The organism is Solibacillus palustris, from assembly GCF_022549215.1.
GTDB classification, from domain to species: Bacteria; Bacillota; Bacilli; order Bacillales_A; family Planococcaceae; genus Solibacillus; species Solibacillus daqui.
Genome location: NZ_JAKZFC010000004.1, coordinates 87,309 through 105,411 on the forward strand (window position 1 = coordinate 87,309; position 18,103 = coordinate 105,411).

18 protein-coding genes and 2 pseudogenes are annotated in these 18,103 nt (G+C 35.8%); 13 read left to right on the forward strand and 7 right to left on the reverse strand.

The features are described from left to right. Positions 1–29: 29 nt before the first annotated feature. The gene (locus LZ480_RS11755; protein WP_241369637.1) at positions 30–368 is read right to left on the reverse strand and encodes a GlpM family protein; all 339 of its coding nucleotides are present in this window, start codon (positions 366–368) and stop codon (positions 30–32) included. Positions 369–553: 185 nt separating this feature from the next. On the opposite strand from LZ480_RS11755, the pseudogene LZ480_RS11760 reads away from it, so the two are divergent. From LZ480_RS11760 to LZ480_RS11780, 5 genes and pseudogenes are all read left to right on the forward strand, one after another. Beyond that, a pseudogene (locus LZ480_RS11760) lies at positions 554–952 on the forward strand (ABC transporter ATP-binding protein); the annotation flags it as partial. Then, a complete protein-coding gene (locus LZ480_RS11765) occupies positions 942–1,238 on the forward strand; it encodes a hypothetical protein (RefSeq protein WP_241369638.1) in 297 nt (98 codons plus the stop codon). The pseudogene LZ480_RS11760 and the gene LZ480_RS11765, both read left to right, overlap by 11 nt. Positions 1,239–1,567: 329 nt before the next feature. After that, positions 1,568–2,329 (forward strand): membrane protein insertase YidC, encoded by a 762-nt coding sequence (gene yidC, locus LZ480_RS11770; protein WP_241369639.1) that lies wholly within the window; start codon positions 1,568–1,570, stop codon positions 2,327–2,329. A gap of 260 nt (positions 2,330–2,589) precedes the next feature. After that, positions 2,590–3,180 carry an NADPH-dependent FMN reductase gene (locus LZ480_RS11775; protein WP_241369640.1) on the forward strand — a complete coding sequence of 197 codons (591 nt, stop codon included), beginning with the start codon at positions 2,590–2,592 and terminating at the stop codon, positions 3,178–3,180. A 92-nt stretch (positions 3,181–3,272) separates the two neighbouring features. Continuing rightward, complete coding sequence (locus tag LZ480_RS11780; RefSeq protein WP_241369641.1) at positions 3,273–3,905, forward strand: nitroreductase family protein; 633 nt, start codon at positions 3,273–3,275, stop codon at positions 3,903–3,905. A gap of 247 nt (positions 3,906–4,152) precedes the next feature. On the opposite strand, the gene LZ480_RS11785 is transcribed toward LZ480_RS11780, so the two are convergent. Next, positions 4,153–5,343 (reverse strand): MFS transporter, encoded by a 1,191-nt coding sequence (locus LZ480_RS11785; RefSeq protein WP_241369642.1) that lies wholly within the window; start codon positions 5,341–5,343, stop codon positions 4,153–4,155. A 91-nt stretch (positions 5,344–5,434) separates the two neighbouring features. On the opposite strand from LZ480_RS11785, the gene LZ480_RS11790 reads away from it, so the two are divergent. Then, positions 5,435–7,087, forward strand: coding sequence for an ABC transporter substrate-binding protein (locus LZ480_RS11790; RefSeq protein WP_241369643.1), 1,653 nt, complete (start codon positions 5,435–5,437; stop codon positions 7,085–7,087). 437 nt (positions 7,088–7,524) lie between these two features. On the opposite strand, the gene LZ480_RS11795 is transcribed toward LZ480_RS11790, so the two are convergent. Then, positions 7,525–8,847 (reverse strand): DUF2252 domain-containing protein, encoded by a 1,323-nt coding sequence (locus LZ480_RS11795; RefSeq protein ID WP_241369644.1) that lies wholly within the window; start codon positions 8,845–8,847, stop codon positions 7,525–7,527. 179 nt (positions 8,848–9,026) lie between these two features. Between LZ480_RS11795 and LZ480_RS11800 the strand changes: the two genes are divergently transcribed. After that, positions 9,027–9,482 (forward strand): helix-turn-helix transcriptional regulator, encoded by a 456-nt coding sequence (locus tag LZ480_RS11800; RefSeq protein ID WP_241369645.1) that lies wholly within the window; start codon positions 9,027–9,029, stop codon positions 9,480–9,482. A gap of 883 nt (positions 9,483–10,365) precedes the next feature. On the opposite strand, the gene LZ480_RS11805 is transcribed toward LZ480_RS11800, so the two are convergent. Beyond that, positions 10,366–11,025: a DUF2711 family protein gene (locus LZ480_RS11805; protein WP_241369646.1), complete on the reverse strand. Its 660-nt coding sequence runs from the start codon at positions 11,023–11,025 to the stop codon at positions 10,366–10,368. A gap of 453 nt (positions 11,026–11,478) precedes the next feature. Between LZ480_RS11805 and rsgA the strand changes: the two genes are divergently transcribed. After that, positions 11,479–12,534 (forward strand): ribosome small subunit-dependent GTPase A, encoded by a 1,056-nt coding sequence (gene rsgA / locus LZ480_RS11810; RefSeq protein WP_241369647.1) that lies wholly within the window; start codon positions 11,479–11,481, stop codon positions 12,532–12,534. A gap of 135 nt (positions 12,535–12,669) precedes the next feature. Here rsgA and LZ480_RS11815 read toward each other — a convergent pair whose 3' ends face one another. Continuing rightward, positions 12,670–13,059: a spore coat protein gene (locus LZ480_RS11815; protein ID WP_241369648.1), complete on the reverse strand. Its 390-nt coding sequence runs from the start codon at positions 13,057–13,059 to the stop codon at positions 12,670–12,672. 594 nt (positions 13,060–13,653) lie between these two features. On the opposite strand from LZ480_RS11815, the gene LZ480_RS11820 reads away from it, so the two are divergent. Both LZ480_RS11820 and LZ480_RS11825 read left to right on the forward strand, forming a co-directional pair. Then, entirely contained in the window at positions 13,654–14,154 is a 501-nt protein-coding gene (locus tag LZ480_RS11820; RefSeq protein WP_241369649.1) for a hypothetical protein, read from the forward strand. Positions 14,155–14,253: 99 nt separating this feature from the next. Then, positions 14,254–14,439 carry a hypothetical protein gene (locus tag LZ480_RS11825; RefSeq protein WP_241369650.1) on the forward strand — a complete coding sequence of 62 codons (186 nt, stop codon included), beginning with the start codon at positions 14,254–14,256 and terminating at the stop codon, positions 14,437–14,439. An 18-nt stretch (positions 14,440–14,457) separates the two neighbouring features. Here the strand turns inward: LZ480_RS11825 and LZ480_RS11830 are convergent, their stop codons facing one another. Continuing rightward, a complete protein-coding gene (locus LZ480_RS11830; RefSeq protein ID WP_241369651.1) occupies positions 14,458–14,814 on the reverse strand; it encodes a gamma-type small acid-soluble spore protein in 357 nt (118 codons plus the stop codon). 148 nt (positions 14,815–14,962) lie between these two features. Here LZ480_RS11830 and LZ480_RS11835 point away from each other — a divergent pair, with 148 nt between their 5' ends. Beyond that, positions 14,963–15,127, forward strand: coding sequence for a hypothetical protein (locus tag LZ480_RS11835; protein ID WP_241369652.1), 165 nt, complete (start codon positions 14,963–14,965; stop codon positions 15,125–15,127). A gap of 73 nt (positions 15,128–15,200) precedes the next feature. Here LZ480_RS11835 and LZ480_RS11840 read toward each other — a convergent pair. After that, positions 15,201–15,503 (reverse strand): annotated as a pseudogene (locus LZ480_RS11840) (DUF3231 family protein); the annotation flags it as partial. Between the two features lie 89 nt (positions 15,504–15,592). Between LZ480_RS11840 and LZ480_RS11845 the strand changes: the two are divergent. Both LZ480_RS11845 and cls read left to right on the forward strand, forming a co-directional pair. Further along, entirely contained in the window at positions 15,593–16,102 is a 510-nt protein-coding gene (locus LZ480_RS11845) for a MepB family protein (RefSeq protein WP_241369653.1), read from the forward strand. A gap of 443 nt (positions 16,103–16,545) precedes the next feature. Beyond that, the gene (gene cls, locus LZ480_RS11850; RefSeq protein ID WP_241369654.1) at positions 16,546–17,994 is read left to right on the forward strand and encodes a cardiolipin synthase; all 1,449 of its coding nucleotides are present in this window, start codon (positions 16,546–16,548) and stop codon (positions 17,992–17,994) included. Positions 17,995–18,103 lie beyond the last annotated feature (109 nt).

The window sequence follows — 18,103 nt, forward strand, 5'->3', positions numbered from 1 at the left end:
GCTCCTCGTAAATGAGAAGCGCGGTTTTTTCAGCTTTGTAGCATGGCCATAATCGGCTTACCGATCACCATAAACACAATATAAATCCCAAGCGCACTTAGTACGGCTTGACCTGGCTTCCAAATGCTTGAGAAATAAAATACTAGGCTTGTAAACAGCACCATACCAATCGCACCGAAAATCGCATTTTGCTGCACAAGCTGAAATGTTTCCGCCGTCATGCTTTTCATTTGCAGGCGCATATTAAGCAGCGTTAAAATCGGCAACAGTGTAATAACACCCGATAAAAAATGCAAGTTCGAACGACTTAACCATGAAGCAAGCAGCATCACGGTGCCGCCAATAATAAATTGAATAATGTAAAACACTCAATAACTCCCTCAATTCCACTAAAATACAATTACTATATCGTAGTGAGAATGTTTGCACAATAGTATTTACTACGGAATAGCAACAAAGCCAACATGAAAGAAATAACCAAACAATTTTTAGCAAAATTTTGCTCGCTCATATTAAAAAAGTCCATTTAACGACCGGCTATTAACAAGCACGAATTATTGAAGACTTAAATGTGTCGATACCTGAAGGCAAGGTGACGACGATTATTGGTCCGAATGGTTGTGGAAAATCAACATTATTAAAAACGCTTGGTCGTATTTTAAAAAAAGAGCGTGGAGATATTTTTCTTCAATAAGAAAATATGAATTCAATGTCTACAAAAGAAATCGCAAAAAAATTAGCACTCCTTGCACAATCACCTTCTGCACCTGGGCAATTAAAGGTGCATGAATTGATTGCTTATGGCCGTTATCCGCTCCGTAAAAATGTCGATCGCCTAACAAAAGAAGACGTTGAAAAAATCAACTGGGCGATGGAAGTTACACAAACAATCGAATTTCGTGAACGTGAAATCGCAGCATTATCAGGGGGGCAGCGTCAGCGTGTGTGGCTTACAACACCCGCTTGTATTTACAAAATATGTAGCACTAAGCCCATCGATTTGGTGGAACGATCACGAATCACTAGGCATTTTACAAAGTACCGATTTACAAAATCCAGCACCACTTTATATTACAGTTGGTGGTGAGGAAGGCGATATTGTTGACGATGCACAAAAATTCCATGAAATTGCCCACACAAAAGGCATTCAAAGTGAGTTTTATGTCGCAGAATGTGAAAATCATGCGTCGATTATACCGACAACAATGAGCCGTGTATTACGATTTATAAAGGCATAATGATGTAGGAAAAAGGCTTTTGCTTCGGTAAAAGCCTTTTTGAAGATTCGAAATAGTGGAATGTATTTCTGGAGAGAAAGTAATACGAAGCAAGGTTTATACCAAACAGAGCATCTAAAAGAAGCAATAGACCAAGAGAAACGTAATTCTACAAAATATTGCGAAATTCTCGTAATAAAATGTAAAGAGCCAAATGACACCACTCGCGCTAGTATGTTGCGAGTTTTTTTTACTAAAGAAAAACTTCCAAAATTTCAGAGTTAATACTGTTGTAAATGTAAAAAATAGTGTACGATATTTACGTTACAAATAATGCAAGCAGGTGAATCATGAAAAAATTACAATTAAGCTTATTGTTATTAAGCACAACAATTTTATTAGCAGGTTGTCAAAGCGTTGAAAATAAGGAAGGCTTCTTCTATGGAACGTTTGTTAAGCCGATGAACTGGGCACTCGATACATTAGGAAATGCCTTTGATGGTAGCTACGGTTTAACAATTATCGCCATTACATTAATTGTTCGTTTAATCTTACTACCATTTATGTTGAAAACTTATAAGAGTCAATCCGAAATGAAAGTAAAAATGGACAGAGTTCGTCCGCAAATGACTGACATTCAGACGCGATTGAAAGAAGCAAAAACGCAAGAAGAAAAAATGAGCGTTCAACAAGAAATGATGGCCTTATACAAAGAGCATAATTTAAACCCATTAAATGTAGGGTGCTTACCGACGCTTATCCAAATGCCAATCGTAATGGGACTTTATTTTGCAATTTTGAATTCGACTGAAATTAAAACGCACTCGTTCTTATGGTTTGACCTTGGTTCTCCTGATTTAATCATGACGGCAATTGCAGGTATTGTCTACTTCATCCAAGCAAGAGTATCATTACAGACCGTTCCAGAAGCGCAAAAGGCACAAATGAAATTAATGATCTATATTTCGCCAATTATGATTGTGTTTATTTCATTATCATCTATGGCTGCACTTCCATTGTATTGGGCAGTGGGAGGAGCATTTTTAATTATCCAAACGTATATAGGAAGAAAGCTATATCCACCAGCACCTGTTGCAGAAAAAAATGAATAAACGTTTAAGACTACTGGCTAAACTGTCGGTAGTCTTTTTATTTTGTGGAAATGAAAGGATAAGTTTTTCAATAAAATCTACATTAGAAAAGATGTAAAAACGCGGAAAAGCAGCAATAATTGTGCTTTGAAATGACTTTATAAAAGTTAGTTACTTTTTGTAACTTATTTGTTGACACATACTTTGCGACGTGATATATTTATCTCGAATTTAAAATAATTAAATTCAAGGTAAAATATTTAAATGAGGTGACTTAAGTCATGAGCTTTTTCAATAAATTATTTGGTAAACACAAAGAGGAGGATTTACAAATGACACAAACATTAAACATCGGGATTATTATCGGTTCAACTCGTGAAGGACGCGTATCTCCACAAGTAGCTGCATGGGTAAAAGAAGTAGCTGACAAACGAGGCGATGCAAATTATACAATTATCGACATCGCGGATTACAACTTACCATTTCTAGGAACGGCTGATGCACCAGGCGCAGCAGATTGGTCTAAAGCGGTTGGCGAACAAGATGGATTCGTATTTATCGTACAAGAATATAATCACTCAATTACAGGGGCACTTAAAAACGCATTAGATTACTTACGTGTGGAATGGAACAATAAAGCAGCTGGTATCGTTTCGTACGGTTCAGTTGGTGGAGCACGTGCAGCCGAGCATTTACGCGGTATTTTAGGGGAATTATTGGTAGCAGATGTACGCGTACATCCAGCATTATCATTATTTACAGATTTTGAAAATGGTACAAAATTCACTCCGAAAGATGTACAAAAGGATTCTGTAAACCAAATGTTAGATCAAGTAATTCCATGGTCAACAGCGTTAAAAACGATTCGATAATATGGTAGAATAGTGAATGGAATGTCCGAAAGGATTTTTCGTGACAACCCATTCCTATTTTTCATACATAATATATAAAGTGAGGGGTTAAGATGGATTTCGAACATTTAGCAACAGCGCGTCATTCAGCAGTTAATTTTGAAAAAGACTTTAAAATGACAGAAGCAGATTTTGAAAAAATTTTCAACTTAACAAAAACCGCGCCGAGTGCATACAATTTACAATTTACAAACTATTTAGTTGTTATGGACGATGATAAAAAAGAACGTGTACGTGCATTAAACTACGAACAATATAAAATTCATTCTGCAAGTGCTGCGGTTATTGTAATGGGGAATCGACAAGGCATTGAGATGGAAAATGCAGAAAAAATTTATGGTCCAATGAAAATGCTAAAAATGATGGATGAACATACATACGACATGACAATGGATCTAATTCGTGGTTATTCAGAAGGCTTAAAAACAAATAATACATTAGTAAGAGAGGAGATTATCCGTAACTCCGGTCTTCATGCGATGCTGTTCATGCTTGCTGCAAAACATTATGGCTTTGATACTTGTCCTATGCATATTCATAATGTGGCAGATTTGAAAAAGGAGTTTAATATTCCAGATCACCTTGAGCCAATAATGCTAATTACGATTGGTAAAAGCGTAGACAAAATTCGTCCACGTGGTTACCGTAAGCCTGTTGGAGAATTTGTACAATTTAATAGTTTTTGATTTTAGAAACTAACTGTGATGAACTGCTGCAGTTAGTTTTTTTCTGCTGTTGGGTGGGGCGGAACATTAGAGCAGCCTGAATACGAGCATATCGAATATAATGAGTTTTTTTAGTGGATAAGAAATAGTCACTTTCATCTATCGGGCGTTGCTAGCAACCCTCTGTAGAAGTGCGATGATACCGTTTTTATATGTACCCCAAAAAATAAAGGAGCGTTCTAATATACAGAATGCCCTTAATTTTTTATTAAACCGTATGTTGAAAGTTGTTTTTTAGCAATAAGACAAAGTTAAATAATATCACTGCCGCACTTAATAAAAAGATTGGAGCAACTGGCAAGATGTCTGCCCAGATCCCGCCGATAAATAAACCTACTGGTAATGCGAGCTTCATTATCATCGAAGTGGTACCCGCAACACGGCCGAGTAAATGATTTGGTGTCGTTTCTTGTCGGATTGCTAAATACACAATATTGGTCATGGTGGAAGTTGCAGTTCGAATGGCCAATAAAAAGCCCATCAATAGCCAATGCCCACTGAAAAACATGAGTGTTAAAGCAGTTGCATCTGCTAACATACTAAACGTATAAATTTGTCCACGTGTAAAGCGTATACGCAATGGATGGATTAATTTAGCTCCGATAATCCCTCCGAATGCAGATACAGTAAACATAAAGCCTAACTGTTCTTTCGTAAAATGCAGCTGATCTAACACATAAAATGTGAGGACGCCAATAACTAGGCTTGATGCAAAATTTGAGAAAAAGATCGTCCATGTTTGTAATAATAACGATGGATTCCCTACCAAAGCATGTATACCTTCTCTCATCTCAGCGATAATTGAGCTTTTATTATTGCGTTTTGGTGTCGGTACGGAATCAACAAATAGTGCAATAACCGTTATACAAAGCTGGCAAAAAACAAAGAGCCATAAAAACAATTCATTTGAAAGCCATAAGAGCAGCATCCCAAGTAGGCCAGGTCCGATAATAGTAATCATTGTACTTAACAGTGAAAACTTAGCCTGCATGTCTGTCATAAGTGCCTTATCAAACAATTGTGGCATAATCGCGTTTAACGCACTTCCCACTGTATAGCCAATTGTCGATAATAAAAACCCAAGAACATACACATGCCACAGCACAAAATCTGTCGCAGTTAATATGTATACAAACGTTAAGGAAATAACTAATCGAATTATATTGCCGTATACTAAAACGAATTTTCGATTGATTCGATCTACAAAAACCCCAATCAGCATTCCGAGTAAAATATTTGGCAAGAAATCCATCATCCGCATTGTGCTCATCGCGAGTGCAGATTTTGTTAAGTCATACAAAATAATCGGTAAAATAAATGAAAAAATGGTCATTGAAATATTGACGAAAAAATGCATGGTATAAATTTTTCGAAAAGTATGATTTTTATATATATTCATATCCCTCACTCCTTAAAATCAGTGTAAACTAATAAAAGGAGAACAAAAAGTGAATAGTAATTTTGATTACTTCACCTTTTAGGAGGTAGCTATGAATTATGAACTAGCATTATTCAAACATTTCGAGCCGCATCAACGGACAGAAACGTCAATTGAGTTAATTGCATCCATTTGGCATTGTTCGACACGACATGCGAAAACACAATTGCATCGTTTACATGATGAGCAACTGATTCAGTGGGAACCGTTTAAAGGGCGCGGAAAAAAACCGTTTTTAACAATTACTGCAGAAGAAATTGACATACTGCTTTATGCAATGAAAACATTTTGGAAGAAAAATAAATATGAAGAAGCCATTCAACTAGCAAAGGACATGGAAAAACTCAATCATTCAACAATTCAACAATGGCTGAATGATCAATTTGGCTTGCAAAATGAAAATAACAACCACGTCTTTCGTCAAACCATGTATTATGTGGAACTTTGTTTAGATCCATTAAAGGCCTTGTCTCGCCATGATATGCATGTGTTAGAGCAAATTCATGAAACGTTATTTAAAATAGACGATTGTGGCATTGCACAACCGAATTTATTATTTCATTACGCTACGAAGGACTCTCGTACTTGGCATTATATCTTAAAAAAAGGTGTACAATTTCATCACTTGCAAGAATTGACTGCTCAAGATGTTGTAGCAACACTTATAGCCTCTGCCCATTACTTTTCTCATTTATTTGAAATGGTATCAATAAAAGCAAGGGGACGTTACGAATTTTATTTAGAATTGAAAAAGCCCTGTGCACTCTTACCGTATTTTTTAGCGAGCACACGTCTCGTTATTTTACCAACGGATCGGTCGCCACAAATTGGCTGTGGGGCATTTAAGTTAAAGGCGAGTAGTGATAAGGGGTTAACACTGCAAGCATTTGATAATTATTTTAATGAACGTCCTTGGATTGACAAAGTGGATATTGTATACAATGAGGCGTTTCAAAGTGATTCGATTCGTTATGATCCTTTCGACAAATCCATTCCGAGTCGAAAAATTGTATATAAAGAACCGGGAGCTTGTTACATGTGTCTCAATAGCCGCTATGGCCCATTAGTAGATAAAGAGTTGCGTGCATCTATTTGGCATAGGATAAAGGCGTCAGAGTATATACTGCTTGAAGAAAACGAATGCGTGGCACATGGTTGGCAGTTAGATGCAACACCAATTAATTTAGTAGAATCTAATAAAAAGCTGTCATTTGCAGGACAATTAAAGATTGGTTACCAACAAATTCGTGAAGGGGTTAACCATAAAGAAAAGGCCGAAGTTTTGCAAAAGCAACTAGCAAATATGGGGATCGCTTCAACCTTACAATGCATTAATTTTAAGGAAACACAGGAAGATTTAAATCAACGAATTGATATTTTTATCGGTGGAATTGCGATAGGGAAAAATGTCCCTTTATCACTCGTACAAATGTATTTAGCCGAACCTAAACCTATGATGCAATTTGCGACGATTGAAGAAGAGGAACAAATTACAAAACGATTGCAAACAGTCTTAGAAACGAATGCAGACCTTACATCTTTCGAAGGGATGGAGCATCGTTTACAGCAAAATTATTCGTTGAAATTTTTAACGCATCGTCATCATATTTACTACGTTAGAGAAGATACACCCTACAAACACGTTCAGTTTGATAAAAATGGTCGTATTGATTATCGAAATATGTATTATTCAATGGATACTTAAATCGCAAATTAATTTGCCAATGTGACGGATTTGTAACCTTTTAATTAGGGCCTCATAACGAGTATTTTTCAATACAAAATTTGGAGGCAAGTGCATGTAATATTGTATACAGCGTACTAATTTTTTCATCAACGCCGCCTCGCGATAGCGCAAGCGGCAGCATTTTGCGCTCTTAAAAATATAGAAATGCAACATTTTAGTTTGGTGGGCCTTGCATGCGGCATTAAAGACAGTAGTATGGACACGTACCACGTGGCCATAATGCAGTCATGCCGTAGCCCGCCAAAAATAAGTTACACTGCACTTAATCCATTTTTTGTTAGTGAATTTACTCAAAGTTAGTTAAATAACTGCGATTTCTAGATTTAATTACAAGTAAAAAGTCGATTCATACTAAAAAATTTAGTGTGAATCGACTTTCAGTGCCTAAAAGCGTGCTAGATGGACTTTTCTAACTGTGAGTTCATATGTTGCGCTTCAAAGTGCTGTAAATAATCTGTAAACAATGCGTAATCGGCGTTAACAATCTGCTTATAGCGCATTGCTTGTAGAATAATTGCCTCGATAAAAATTTCCTCATTTCCGCGCAATTGTTTTAAAATTTCATCCTCGCTGTGATACGTAAAGACAGGTGAATAATCCAAATCAGCACGTGCGTGAATTTTAGCTGCGATTTTCCCCATAATTTCAGTTGTCGTGTAGTAATCCTCTAATGTGCGGTAGTTTTTTGGCTTCACTTTCCGTTTGTACGGGGAACGCTCCCGAATATAATATTCCTTGTCGTTCATTGTCACATATGCTAAATGTGGGTCCTGTAAATGGTGCATGGCCTTTTGTGTCCCGACGACACGTGCCCCCTGATGCACATAATGGTTCCAAAATGGCTTATTGTAAGGCAGGAAATAGGCAGGTATCGCTGAACGTACTTCTTTCATTTCTAGCACTAAATCCTTACCACCAAGTGCATCTTGATGGCTATTTACAAGTAAATAATAGCGTTCCAATCCGATTGATGCCGTACCGGAGCCATATTTAATGGCAATATCTTTTACATGATAGTTTGGGACAAGTGCTACAATTTTCGCAAAAAGTGCATTGTCAATTGGTTGAATTTCGTCATTCCAAATAAACACACGTTCTCCATTTGCGTTTATTTCTGTAATGTCATCTATTAGTGCTTCACGTTGGCGTTTTTCTAATTTTTTTAACACACGCTTAATTGGGCCTTTTGTTTTCTGTTGCGTAAATACAAAACTAAGTGCGTCATCCTTTTTACTTTGGAATCGCTTTAATTGCTTTATGTAGGCTTGTAAAAAGCGCTCAATTGCTTGCTGTTGCGTGGATTCATCAAGCTGCTGCTCCTCTAAATAAAGTCCGATACTAATGCTCATACGAAGTACATCGTATAAAAACGATCCAACATAGCCTTCGTCAAAATCATTGACATCAAAAACAATGTCGCCATTTTCATTTTGGAAGGCACCAAAGTTGTCCATATGCATATCGCCCATAATCCATGTCGGACGATCCTCAGGCGTATGGAACGGAGAAGGTGAATTTGTCGTGTCGTAATAAAAAAGGTAAGCACTGCCACGGAAATAACGAAACGGGCTATCCGCCATTTTTTTATATTTTTCGATGCGCTGTTCAGGCGTTAAGTGCAATTTGTGATGGTCAAATTGTTCAAAAATTGTTTGTATCTGTTCTTTACGCAATAAAATTCGTGTGTTTTGTACACTATCGAATAGTTGTTGTGTCATTATTAAAAACCCCCAATTAAGATTGTAACGATTGTATATGCTATTCATTTTACCTTATTTTGGTGAACAGCATCAATATAACTAGGGATCTGAGAAATTGAAAAGTAAGAAAATAGAATCCTGTAGTTGAAAAATTACAATAAAGATGTAAAATTACACTAAAAGGGAGGGGTTTGTCTGTGGAGAAACAACAATTTATTGCACTCATATCACAAAAAATTAAACTCGTGCGTACAGAGCAGGATTATTCGCAAGACAAAATGGCGGAACTACTTGGTATTTCGAAAAAAACGCTCGTTCAAATTGAAAAGGGGCGCAGTGAAGCAGGCTGGACAACGGTAGTCGCATTTTGTGCAATTTTTAATCGGAGTGAGCTCTTACAAACGATTCTTGGCGATGAACCATTGTATTTTGTTCAGTTGTTAACGAATAAAAATGAGATTGTACCAAAGGATAAAACACTTGGTGGGAAAGTATGGTGGAAGGAAATTGAGGTGCGAGGTGAATTTCGTTTGCAGCAAAATATAATTAGTAGCCATTACCGAATTTTAGATGGCGAGCATTTTCGTATGTATAGTTCGTTTGATTTGCAAGATGCAAAAAAAAGACTGCAAGAGCTTTGGCAAGTAGTATAAAAGACATTATTTTAGGAAATCTGATTTCATATTTCAGTTCCATTTATTTTGTTTATTCAATGCAAGCTTTGGAAGGGTGGGACGGTTATTTTAAACCTTTAACAGCGATGCAGCTACTCTTATTCGTCAGTCTGCTTAATATAGTGCCACAATATTTTATTGTGAAACGAATAAATGGGAAAATGGGGAGGCTAGATAATGAATAAACGGTTATTCTTCTTTTGGATGGTTATTGTATTTAGCTTTTGCGTCAATCTCATGCCATCTTTGAAATATCCAGACAGTACTTTAACGAGCATCCATTTTCTATTTTCATGTGTTGTCATATTAGCTCTCTTGCTTTTAACGAATAAACAATTGAAAATGGTTCTTTTCATAAGTGGTATCGCAGGAGCCCTTATATATTCATCAACTTATCAGTGGTCAGTAAAGCGCGGGTAAATAATTCATTATTAGATATTTTATTATCAATTGAATACCCGCTTTATGCCATAATCGTAACGCCCTTATTTGGATTAAACTTTTTATTTTCAATAGATTATGCACATTTTGCGTTAGGCATAGCGACAATAAGCGGTGTAGTTTTACTATCACTTGTCCTACTTAGACGAGAGAAACGTGCTGAAAACATGTAGAATTTTCGATTTTACTAAGCTAAGTAAAAAAGTGACTTGAAATCATGACGGAGAGAGGGTTACTTCTTACTTTCACAATCTTTAGCAAGTCACTTATTTAACCAGGCTAAATATTTGAACCATAAACTAGTCGAATCGAAATGGCCCAACAAAATGGGAATGCAATTTAGGAAAAACATAAATAGAACCATTTCCTACTATTTTCTTCATTGTGCGATGTACTCCTTTTGAAATGCACAAATACTACATCATAAAGTATCTTTTTTGACCCAAAACCAAAGAGGCGTATTTTCATCGCAGATAATCGTTTCTAAGGCAAGAGATTTTAACAATGGCACATTAAGTGCAGTGTTGGATAGGTAAGTCGTTACGAAGGAATCAAAACGACTTAACCAAACAATTGACATTGTTTCATTGGAAACGAGTAATTCCTGTTCAGGTAAATTAACAAATAATTCCGGTTCAACGAAATCAAGTGGTAATACAGAGCTTTGCTGAATAATAGGGCTCGACCAGTACAGTTTTTTACTATTGCTCTTGATTAAAAGCTTTAAAAACGCTGGCCATAAAAGTGGTGACGTTTCATCGGAAGTTGGGAAAAATATATTTTTCGGCAAATATTTATGTAATTGTTCCACTAAATCTGGTCGTGCATAGGGCTCGAGTAAGGCATCAGAGTCGGAAAGTAACGCGAGTAATACATCTTCTTTACGTTTAAAATGACAAAGCTGACAAATCGTTTCCCAACGGACAGGTTTTCCGTACTGCATTTGTTGTTCGGTTGTTGGGTATTGGATAAAATGTTCTGGCATTTCAACAAACGGGTGTAAAATAAGTGCGGCACTTTTATAGTAATCCGGTATTTGCGATAAAATCGGATCTATATGCTCTATCCAAATATAATGCATGCAAAAACCCTCCTAAAATAAATGATTTTGACCACAATTTTGCAATAAATTATTAAATAAATTATTCCAAGTTGCTCTTAAATATACAATATTCAAAAAGTGAAAAAAATTTAGCGTGATTTTAAAATGAAAACGCTTTAAGCTTTGTTATGCAAGACTTTGTGCAGCTTTTAATATTTTAAAACAAACTGTCAGATTGTATTGACAAAACATTTGTAAGCCTGTTATAGTGATGATAACAAATTTCGGAAGTAGGTGAGGAATATGACAAATCAATTAGAGAATGTATTCATGCAATGGGACTTGTCATATGTTGCTCACCATACGTGTGCCTTTTAGGTATATGCTTCTTTAACGTACGTGTGTAGCCTTATGAGAAGCTTCTATTGCCCATCATAAGGCTTTTTGTTTGCCTAAAAACAAAAAAATCATACGCCTAGGAGGCAAACGGAATTGAATAAACAACTATTAGGATTTAATGAATTTTTTGAACAGCAACTTGAACAATTTGAAACAACAAATAAATTAGTAGGTCGCGTGATGTTAGAACATAAGCATTCGTACCGTGTGATGACAGAGCAGGGAGAGCTATTAGCTACCGTGTCTGGTAATTTTGCTTACCATGCATTTTCACGTAAAGATTATCCTGCAGTTGGGGACTTTGTGTTAGTTGAAAAAATGCAAGGCGAGGAGCGCGCAATCATTCATGAGTTATTTGAGCGCAAATCAAAATTTACGCGTAAAATGGCAGGTCTAGAAATTGATGAACAAATTGTAGCGGCTAATGTAGATTTAGTTTTTTTAGTAATGAGCTTAAATGCGGATTTTAATGTACGTCGTTTAGAGCGCTATTTAGTAGCAGCTTGGGATTCGGGGGCAACACCAGTTATTGTATTAACAAAGGCTGATCTATGTGAAGATGTGGAAAGCTATGTTGGTGAAGTCGAGGCAATTGCCTTTGGGGTAGATGTCCTTGTTGTCAGTGCCTTATCAGGGAAAGGCATCGAGCACTTAAATAACCTTTTAATAGAAGGTAAAACTGCGGCATTATTAGGCTCTTCAGGCGCAGGGAAATCGACCTTAACAAATGCTTTATTAAACAGCGAGCAAATGAAGGTTTCTCATATTCGTGAGGACGACGCAAAAGGCCGTCATACAACAACACACCGAGAGCTTGTTGTATTACCAACAGGCGCTTGTTTAATCGATACACCTGGTATGCGCGAATTACAGCTTTGGGATCAGGGAGATAGCTTGGCAGCGAGCTTTGCTGATATTGAACAGCTAGCGGAAAATTGCCGTTTCCGAGACTGCACACATAAAAACGAACCTCATTGCGCGGTACAAAAAGCCATTAAGCAAGGCGAAATAGAACCCGCACGTTTAACGAGCTACTTTAAATTACAGCGTGAACTTGCTTATATTGAAAAGAAAACGAATACCGATGCACAGCTAGCAGAAAAGCGAAAATGGAAACAAATATCAAAGTCGTTGAAAAAACTGAAATAACAAAAAGCAGATGTGTTTCATTATGAAGCGCATCTGCTTTTCTTTAAGATACTTACATATGAAATTTGCAATTCTTATCATAAAATAAATTGGTTGCTCGTTTTCAGTGTCATTTCATTAAAAAAGGGGATACATTTAGTTAATGAAATTTTGAGGAATACATTCACGAACACCAGAATTTCTCATAGAGTTAAATAATGCTGCACCGATTCTTAATAGAACATTGTTATCAGTGCCATTTTCTAAATCATAGATTACATAATATGCATTATCAACTGAAAAAATACATTTACGTTCTAATTTAAATCCAGGTGGTACTGTTGGAAGTTTAAAAACTGGGACAATCACAGGTGTATCTCCTTCAGCTCTTATTAAATTGAAAGTTTGTTGATCAATCTCATAGATATTCACTGGATCAATCTCCACACCTTGATCTGGAATTGTAATTTCATCTTCAACTAATAGGAAAAAGCGTTCGTTTCGAAAATTGAAAAGACTTCTCGCTCCAATCTCAAAGGATGCCATTTTATATTCACCTCCTTTTCTATTTTAGTAAGGTAACGTTAGCCTTACTTTATTAACATATGATTTGAAAAAGAAATTTGATTGGATAATTGTCTATTAAGTAATGAATTACTTTTACAAAAAAAAAATAGTTGATAGTCCATTTTAAGATTTCATTTTTGTACGTTAGTACCATTTTTAATGGAAAAGTGTGCTGGACACGTGGGCGTTTCACATTCGGCTATTTCGTAACAGGTAATTTTAACAATAACGTTAGGCGTTATATGGTATGGAAGTTATCGGGGCTAAATAGAAATACATCGCTAACGATTATAGTGTTTACGGATGAGAAAAAGCAGATAATGCAAAAATTAAAGAGTTGTTTTACCAGTATGAAAAAGATGAATATTTCGGCAACTACGAAAATAAACGCAAGAAATTAAGGAAGAATGGGGCAGTGGGGGATATGAACTTTCTGCTCTAAAATCCAAATTAAATTAATCGAAAAATCGTGAAGAAGTAACAAAGCATTCCGTCAATGACATTAAGTTGAACAAGGAAAATGAGAACAGTAAGTTATTCTTAGAAATGATTGAGGAAAAGAGGGTAGAAAAAATGGACATGAATGCACGAAAAGCAAGGTTAGAGCTGCTATTACAAAAGCAAAAAGAGAAAGAAAAAAATGATGAAATGCAAATGCAATTAGGCTTGATGTTAAAACCTTTTTCAACTAAAGAAGGTATTTGGCAGTTAGATGATAAGGAAAGGGGAAAAATGAAAACTGAACTTATAGAGAGTATCCCAATAATTGAGTGGGTTAGCCTTGATTTAGAGAAAATGCACAACAAGTTCGTGATACCCAATGTTAATAGCGATAAGGTGGCATCGTTTTTTATAGATAAAGAACTATACACGGAGAATTCAGTTTATCTTTTCTTACAAGACGACCTGCCACCTTTTAGCACATGGCCGTGGGTAAAGATGCCACTATCAAAAATTATTGAAGATATTATTGATCTAGCAGCAGAAGATGCCTATCCACAGTATGTATTTAGCCCATTACCCAAATTTGTAATAGAATTCATTGAACCAGACGTAATAACCGTTGCTTGGTAACGGTGAACTTAACTTAGTTACTCCAATAAAGAAACATAATACGTAAGAAGATAAGAATGAGTAGGTGGAAGTTTGTAATGAGCCAATTAATGAGCAATCGTGGTTAAGTATCAAAAGAAACAAACAGAGTGTCGTTGTTGTGGCAGAGATTTTTACGAGAGCGATTTAAATTTGGAAATGTTAAAGAAATTTGAAGTTACTGTTAATGGTTTTTTCAAATGGACTGAGAAAAGTAATGGAAATAAGGTAGAAAATAAAAAAACCGGTAAAAAAATACCGGTTTAGAATGGAGAATGAATAAACTTAATTTGTATTGTTTTCGTTATTTAGAAAACTACCAGAGGCTTGATTTTTATTAGCTTCTGATTTTTGGAGTTGTTGTTTGACTTGGTTAACGTCGGTCTCCATTCCGAATTCTACGTTCATTGAGTTCATTGCATTCGGAGTTGCAAAACTACCAGAGGCTTGATTTTTATTAGCTTCTGATTTTTGGAGTTGTTGTTTGAATTGGTTAACGTCAGTCTCCATTCCGAATTCTTCGTTCATTGAGTTCATTACATTCGGAGTTGCAAAACGACCTGAAGCTTGAGTTTTGTTAGCTTCTGCCTGTTGAATCTTTTGTTTGATTTGGTTAAGGTATTGATTGTTGTTATTTGGCATGAATTTCACCTCCCGAATTTAGTCTGTTCAGAAGAATTTTTATTATCCTTAGATTTTTTCGGGTTGCATTTAAACTTAAATTTACCCATTAAACAATCAAGAATAGATTCTCTCATAAAGGTTAATTTAACCTTAGGAGGTGATGACATTGTCGAATAAAAAGCAGAACAAAAATGAAGCAAATAAAGAAGAATTTGCAGAAGATTTAAGTCCTGATGATTTGGATATCCGCGAAGAGAATGATTTAACGGAAGAACAGTATAAGAATTCAAATCAAGGAAAACAATCCGATAATACTAATAATAAGAAGTAAAAAAATCCCCAGTTTTAAACTGGGGACTAATTTTTAACCCGCTGTATAAATACATATTATTTTCCTGGATGATTTACTGTAATGGTGGAGGCACTAACCACCCCTTATTTTTGTTGAGGCGTAATAGTTTAGCGCCAAGCGGTGCTTTAGCTGTATGAAATTGACCATACATTAGTGCGATGACTTCTCTATTACACATCCCCATTGATTGCCTACATGCAACTAAACCTGGAGCAGCGTCTAATGATAATGCCGCACTTATTTCAGGATCATTAAATTTTGCTCCAGGAGGAATATCTTCTGGTCTTGCGTATGGACGTTCAGGAGGCGCTGGAGGTAAGGCAATACCGTTTGTTATTAGAATCTCTTGTACCTTAGTTAGACATTTTGAAAAAGATGCACAATAATGGTAACTAGTCCGCAGATGCTATATTGGTACATCTTAGTTACGATAGGAGTAAAACTATGAACAAATTTAATAAGACGTTAGCATATGCAAATAAATTACTTTATGAACCGAATAATTTAACAATAAAAAACTTCCGTGAAGAAACTCAAAATTCAGATTATGGGGCTGGGATATTTCAGTTAAATTCTAAATTGGTTAGATTTAGAGTAGCAAAAATAACACCTACCAAGATAGGACAGTTTGTTTCCTTTTGGGAAAAGGATAACACTAACAAAAACCAGGCATTTTCATTTGACAATGCCACTGATTTACTGGTAATAAACACTTTTAATGATAATGGTGATTTTGGTCAATTCGTTTTTCCAAAAGAGGTACTTTTAAAACAAAACATCCTTAAAACAGCTAATACAAAGGGGAAAATGGCAATAAGAGTTTATCCTAGTTGGGATACACCCACAAGCAAACAAGCTATAGCCACACAAAAATGGCAATTACCATATTTTGTTAAAGTGGGTGAAGCTGCTAGTTTGCAAATACAAGAGCTATTAAAGTTATACTCCAACTAAAATTAGATGCTTTAATACAAAAGGATTATCGGGAAAATATGATTAAAAACCGTTAAAACAGGTGCATGTTCCAGTTACAATAATTTGAGACTAATGGAATTTTCCTAATTTTATGTCGTCGCATTATATATATTGTCTAGGTATTTTACTGCGAGAGCGATGTATACAGGGGTTTATTTAGTGATGAATTGCTATAAGAAGTAGCTACCTTTAAAAAAATATCCAGTTAATAAGCAAGGAATTGCACATGAAAAAATAATTGCAGATGATGAGGTTGGCTTAAAAACCGTGCTCAATTATAAATCGAATTCCTTTATGTGTGAATTTATTGGTCTATTAGAGATCACAAAATGGTATCATCTAAAAGTAATAGGTTTATTTATTGTCATTTGGGCAATTGTAATGAAAGCTTATAATTAAAAATTCAAATCGGGGTGAAATCCATGACAGTCGCTAGTGTATTGACAATTACACTCTATGTATTAAACATTATTTTTGCACTTATTGTTATTTTTATAAGTAGAAAAAGTCCTTCATCCACATGGGCTTGGCTATTCGTATTCTTTTTCTTGCCAATTGTAGGATTTTTCCTATATTTATTATTTGGAAGAAATTTACGAAAGAAACATTTCGTTCGTTGGCGAGCAATTCACCAACACGAATTATTAGATACGTATAAAGAACAACAACAGCATATTCATAATGGTACATATGATTATCCGAATGCAATTTCAAAAAAATATGCACCGTTAATTCAAATGAATGTCGATTATAATCACGCGATGTTAAGCGCACATAATGATGTGAAACTATTCACAAATGGGAATGAAAAGTTTGATGCTGTAGTTGAGGACATTATGCAGGCGAAGGAATCGATCCATATACAATACTATATTTACAAAATGGACGATGTCGGCAAACGAATTTTTAATGCATTAGTGCAAAAGGCAAAAGAAGGGGTAGAAGTTAAGCTAATTTATGATGATTTGGGTTCGCGAAAATTACGAACGCGCCATTTACAACAATTAATCGATGCAGGTGGACAAGCTGTGGCGTTCTTTTCATCGGTTTTCAAAATTCTAAATCCACGTGTCAATTTCCGCAATCACCGAAAGTTAGTAATTATCGATGGCAAAATAGGTTACATCGGTGGCTTTAATGTCGGGAACGAGTATGTTGGTTTAGATGAAAAATTCGGCTATTGGCGTGATACACATTTACGAATCGAAGGGCATTCAGTCTATAGTATGCAAGCCCATTTTTTATTCGATTGGCATCAAGCACGCAATGAAGAATTTAAGTCAGGGGATGAAAAATATTTTCCTTCATTTAAAATAGCAAAAACGATACCGGTTCAAATTGTTTCTAGCGGGCCAGATACCGATTTTGAGTCGATTAAAAATAGTTATATTCGCATGATTCTTAGTGCAAAACGCTATGTATATATTCAATCACCATACTTTGTCCCTGATGAGGCCTTTTTACATGCCATTCAAATTGCGGCAAGTTCTGGAGTAGATGTGCGCGTGATGACACCAGAAAATACCGACCACCCATTTATTTATGGGGCAAACTCAGCCTATAATGGTGATTTACTTGAGCATGGTGGACGCGTATTTCGTTATACGAAAGGTTTTTTACATGCGAAAATGCTTGTCATTGATGATGAAGTGGCTACGATTGGTACAACAAACATTGATGTACGAAGCTTTAGTTTAAACTTTGAAATTAATGCCCTTATTTATGATTCAGATATTGCAATGCAATGCCGTCAATTATTTGAACAAGATCAGCAAGATTGTTTTGAAATGACTAATGAGCGATTTGCACAACGAACGAAATGGACAAAAGTACGTGAAGCCATTTCACGATTAATCTCACCGATACTTTAATATTAACTTGCTAAAAAATAAAAGTCCCGGCAGATGTCACCGATTTGAGGAGTTTTTCGAGAGTCGAGAGTGTTTGTAAAAAATCTGGACGGGAGTAATTCGAGAAATA

Excerpts from the sequence above, each read along its gene's own strand:
- LZ480_RS11845 (WP_241369653.1), top strand. The coding sequence starts at position 15,593 with ATGAACAAATTTAATAAGACGTTAGCATATGCAAATAAATTACTTTAT.
- cls (WP_241369654.1), top strand. The coding sequence starts at position 16,546 with ATGACAGTCGCTAGTGTATTGACAATTACACTCTATGTATTAAACATT.
- LZ480_RS11780 (WP_241369641.1), top strand. The coding sequence starts at position 3,273 with ATGGATTTCGAACATTTAGCAACAGCGCGTCATTCAGCAGTTAATTTT.
- LZ480_RS11795 (WP_241369644.1), bottom strand. The coding sequence starts at position 8,847 with ATGACACAACAACTATTCGATAGTGTACAAAACACACGAATTTTATTG.
- LZ480_RS11805 (WP_241369646.1), bottom strand. The coding sequence starts at position 11,025 with ATGCATTATATTTGGATAGAGCATATAGATCCGATTTTATCGCAAATA.
- LZ480_RS11785 (WP_241369642.1), bottom strand. The coding sequence starts at position 5,343 with ATGAATATATATAAAAATCATACTTTTCGAAAAATTTATACCATGCAT.
- yidC (WP_241369639.1), top strand. The coding sequence starts at position 1,568 with ATGAAAAAATTACAATTAAGCTTATTGTTATTAAGCACAACAATTTTA.
- LZ480_RS11775 (WP_241369640.1), top strand. The coding sequence starts at position 2,590 with ATGAGCTTTTTCAATAAATTATTTGGTAAACACAAAGAGGAGGATTTA.
- LZ480_RS11790 (WP_241369643.1), top strand. The coding sequence starts at position 5,435 with ATGAATTATGAACTAGCATTATTCAAACATTTCGAGCCGCATCAACGG.
- LZ480_RS11820 (WP_241369649.1), top strand. The coding sequence starts at position 13,654 with ATGGACATGAATGCACGAAAAGCAAGGTTAGAGCTGCTATTACAAAAG.
- LZ480_RS11815 (WP_241369648.1), bottom strand. The coding sequence starts at position 13,059 with ATGGCATCCTTTGAGATTGGAGCGAGAAGTCTTTTCAATTTTCGAAAC.
- LZ480_RS11830 (WP_241369651.1), bottom strand. The coding sequence starts at position 14,814 with ATGCCAAATAACAACAATCAATACCTTAACCAAATCAAACAAAAGATT.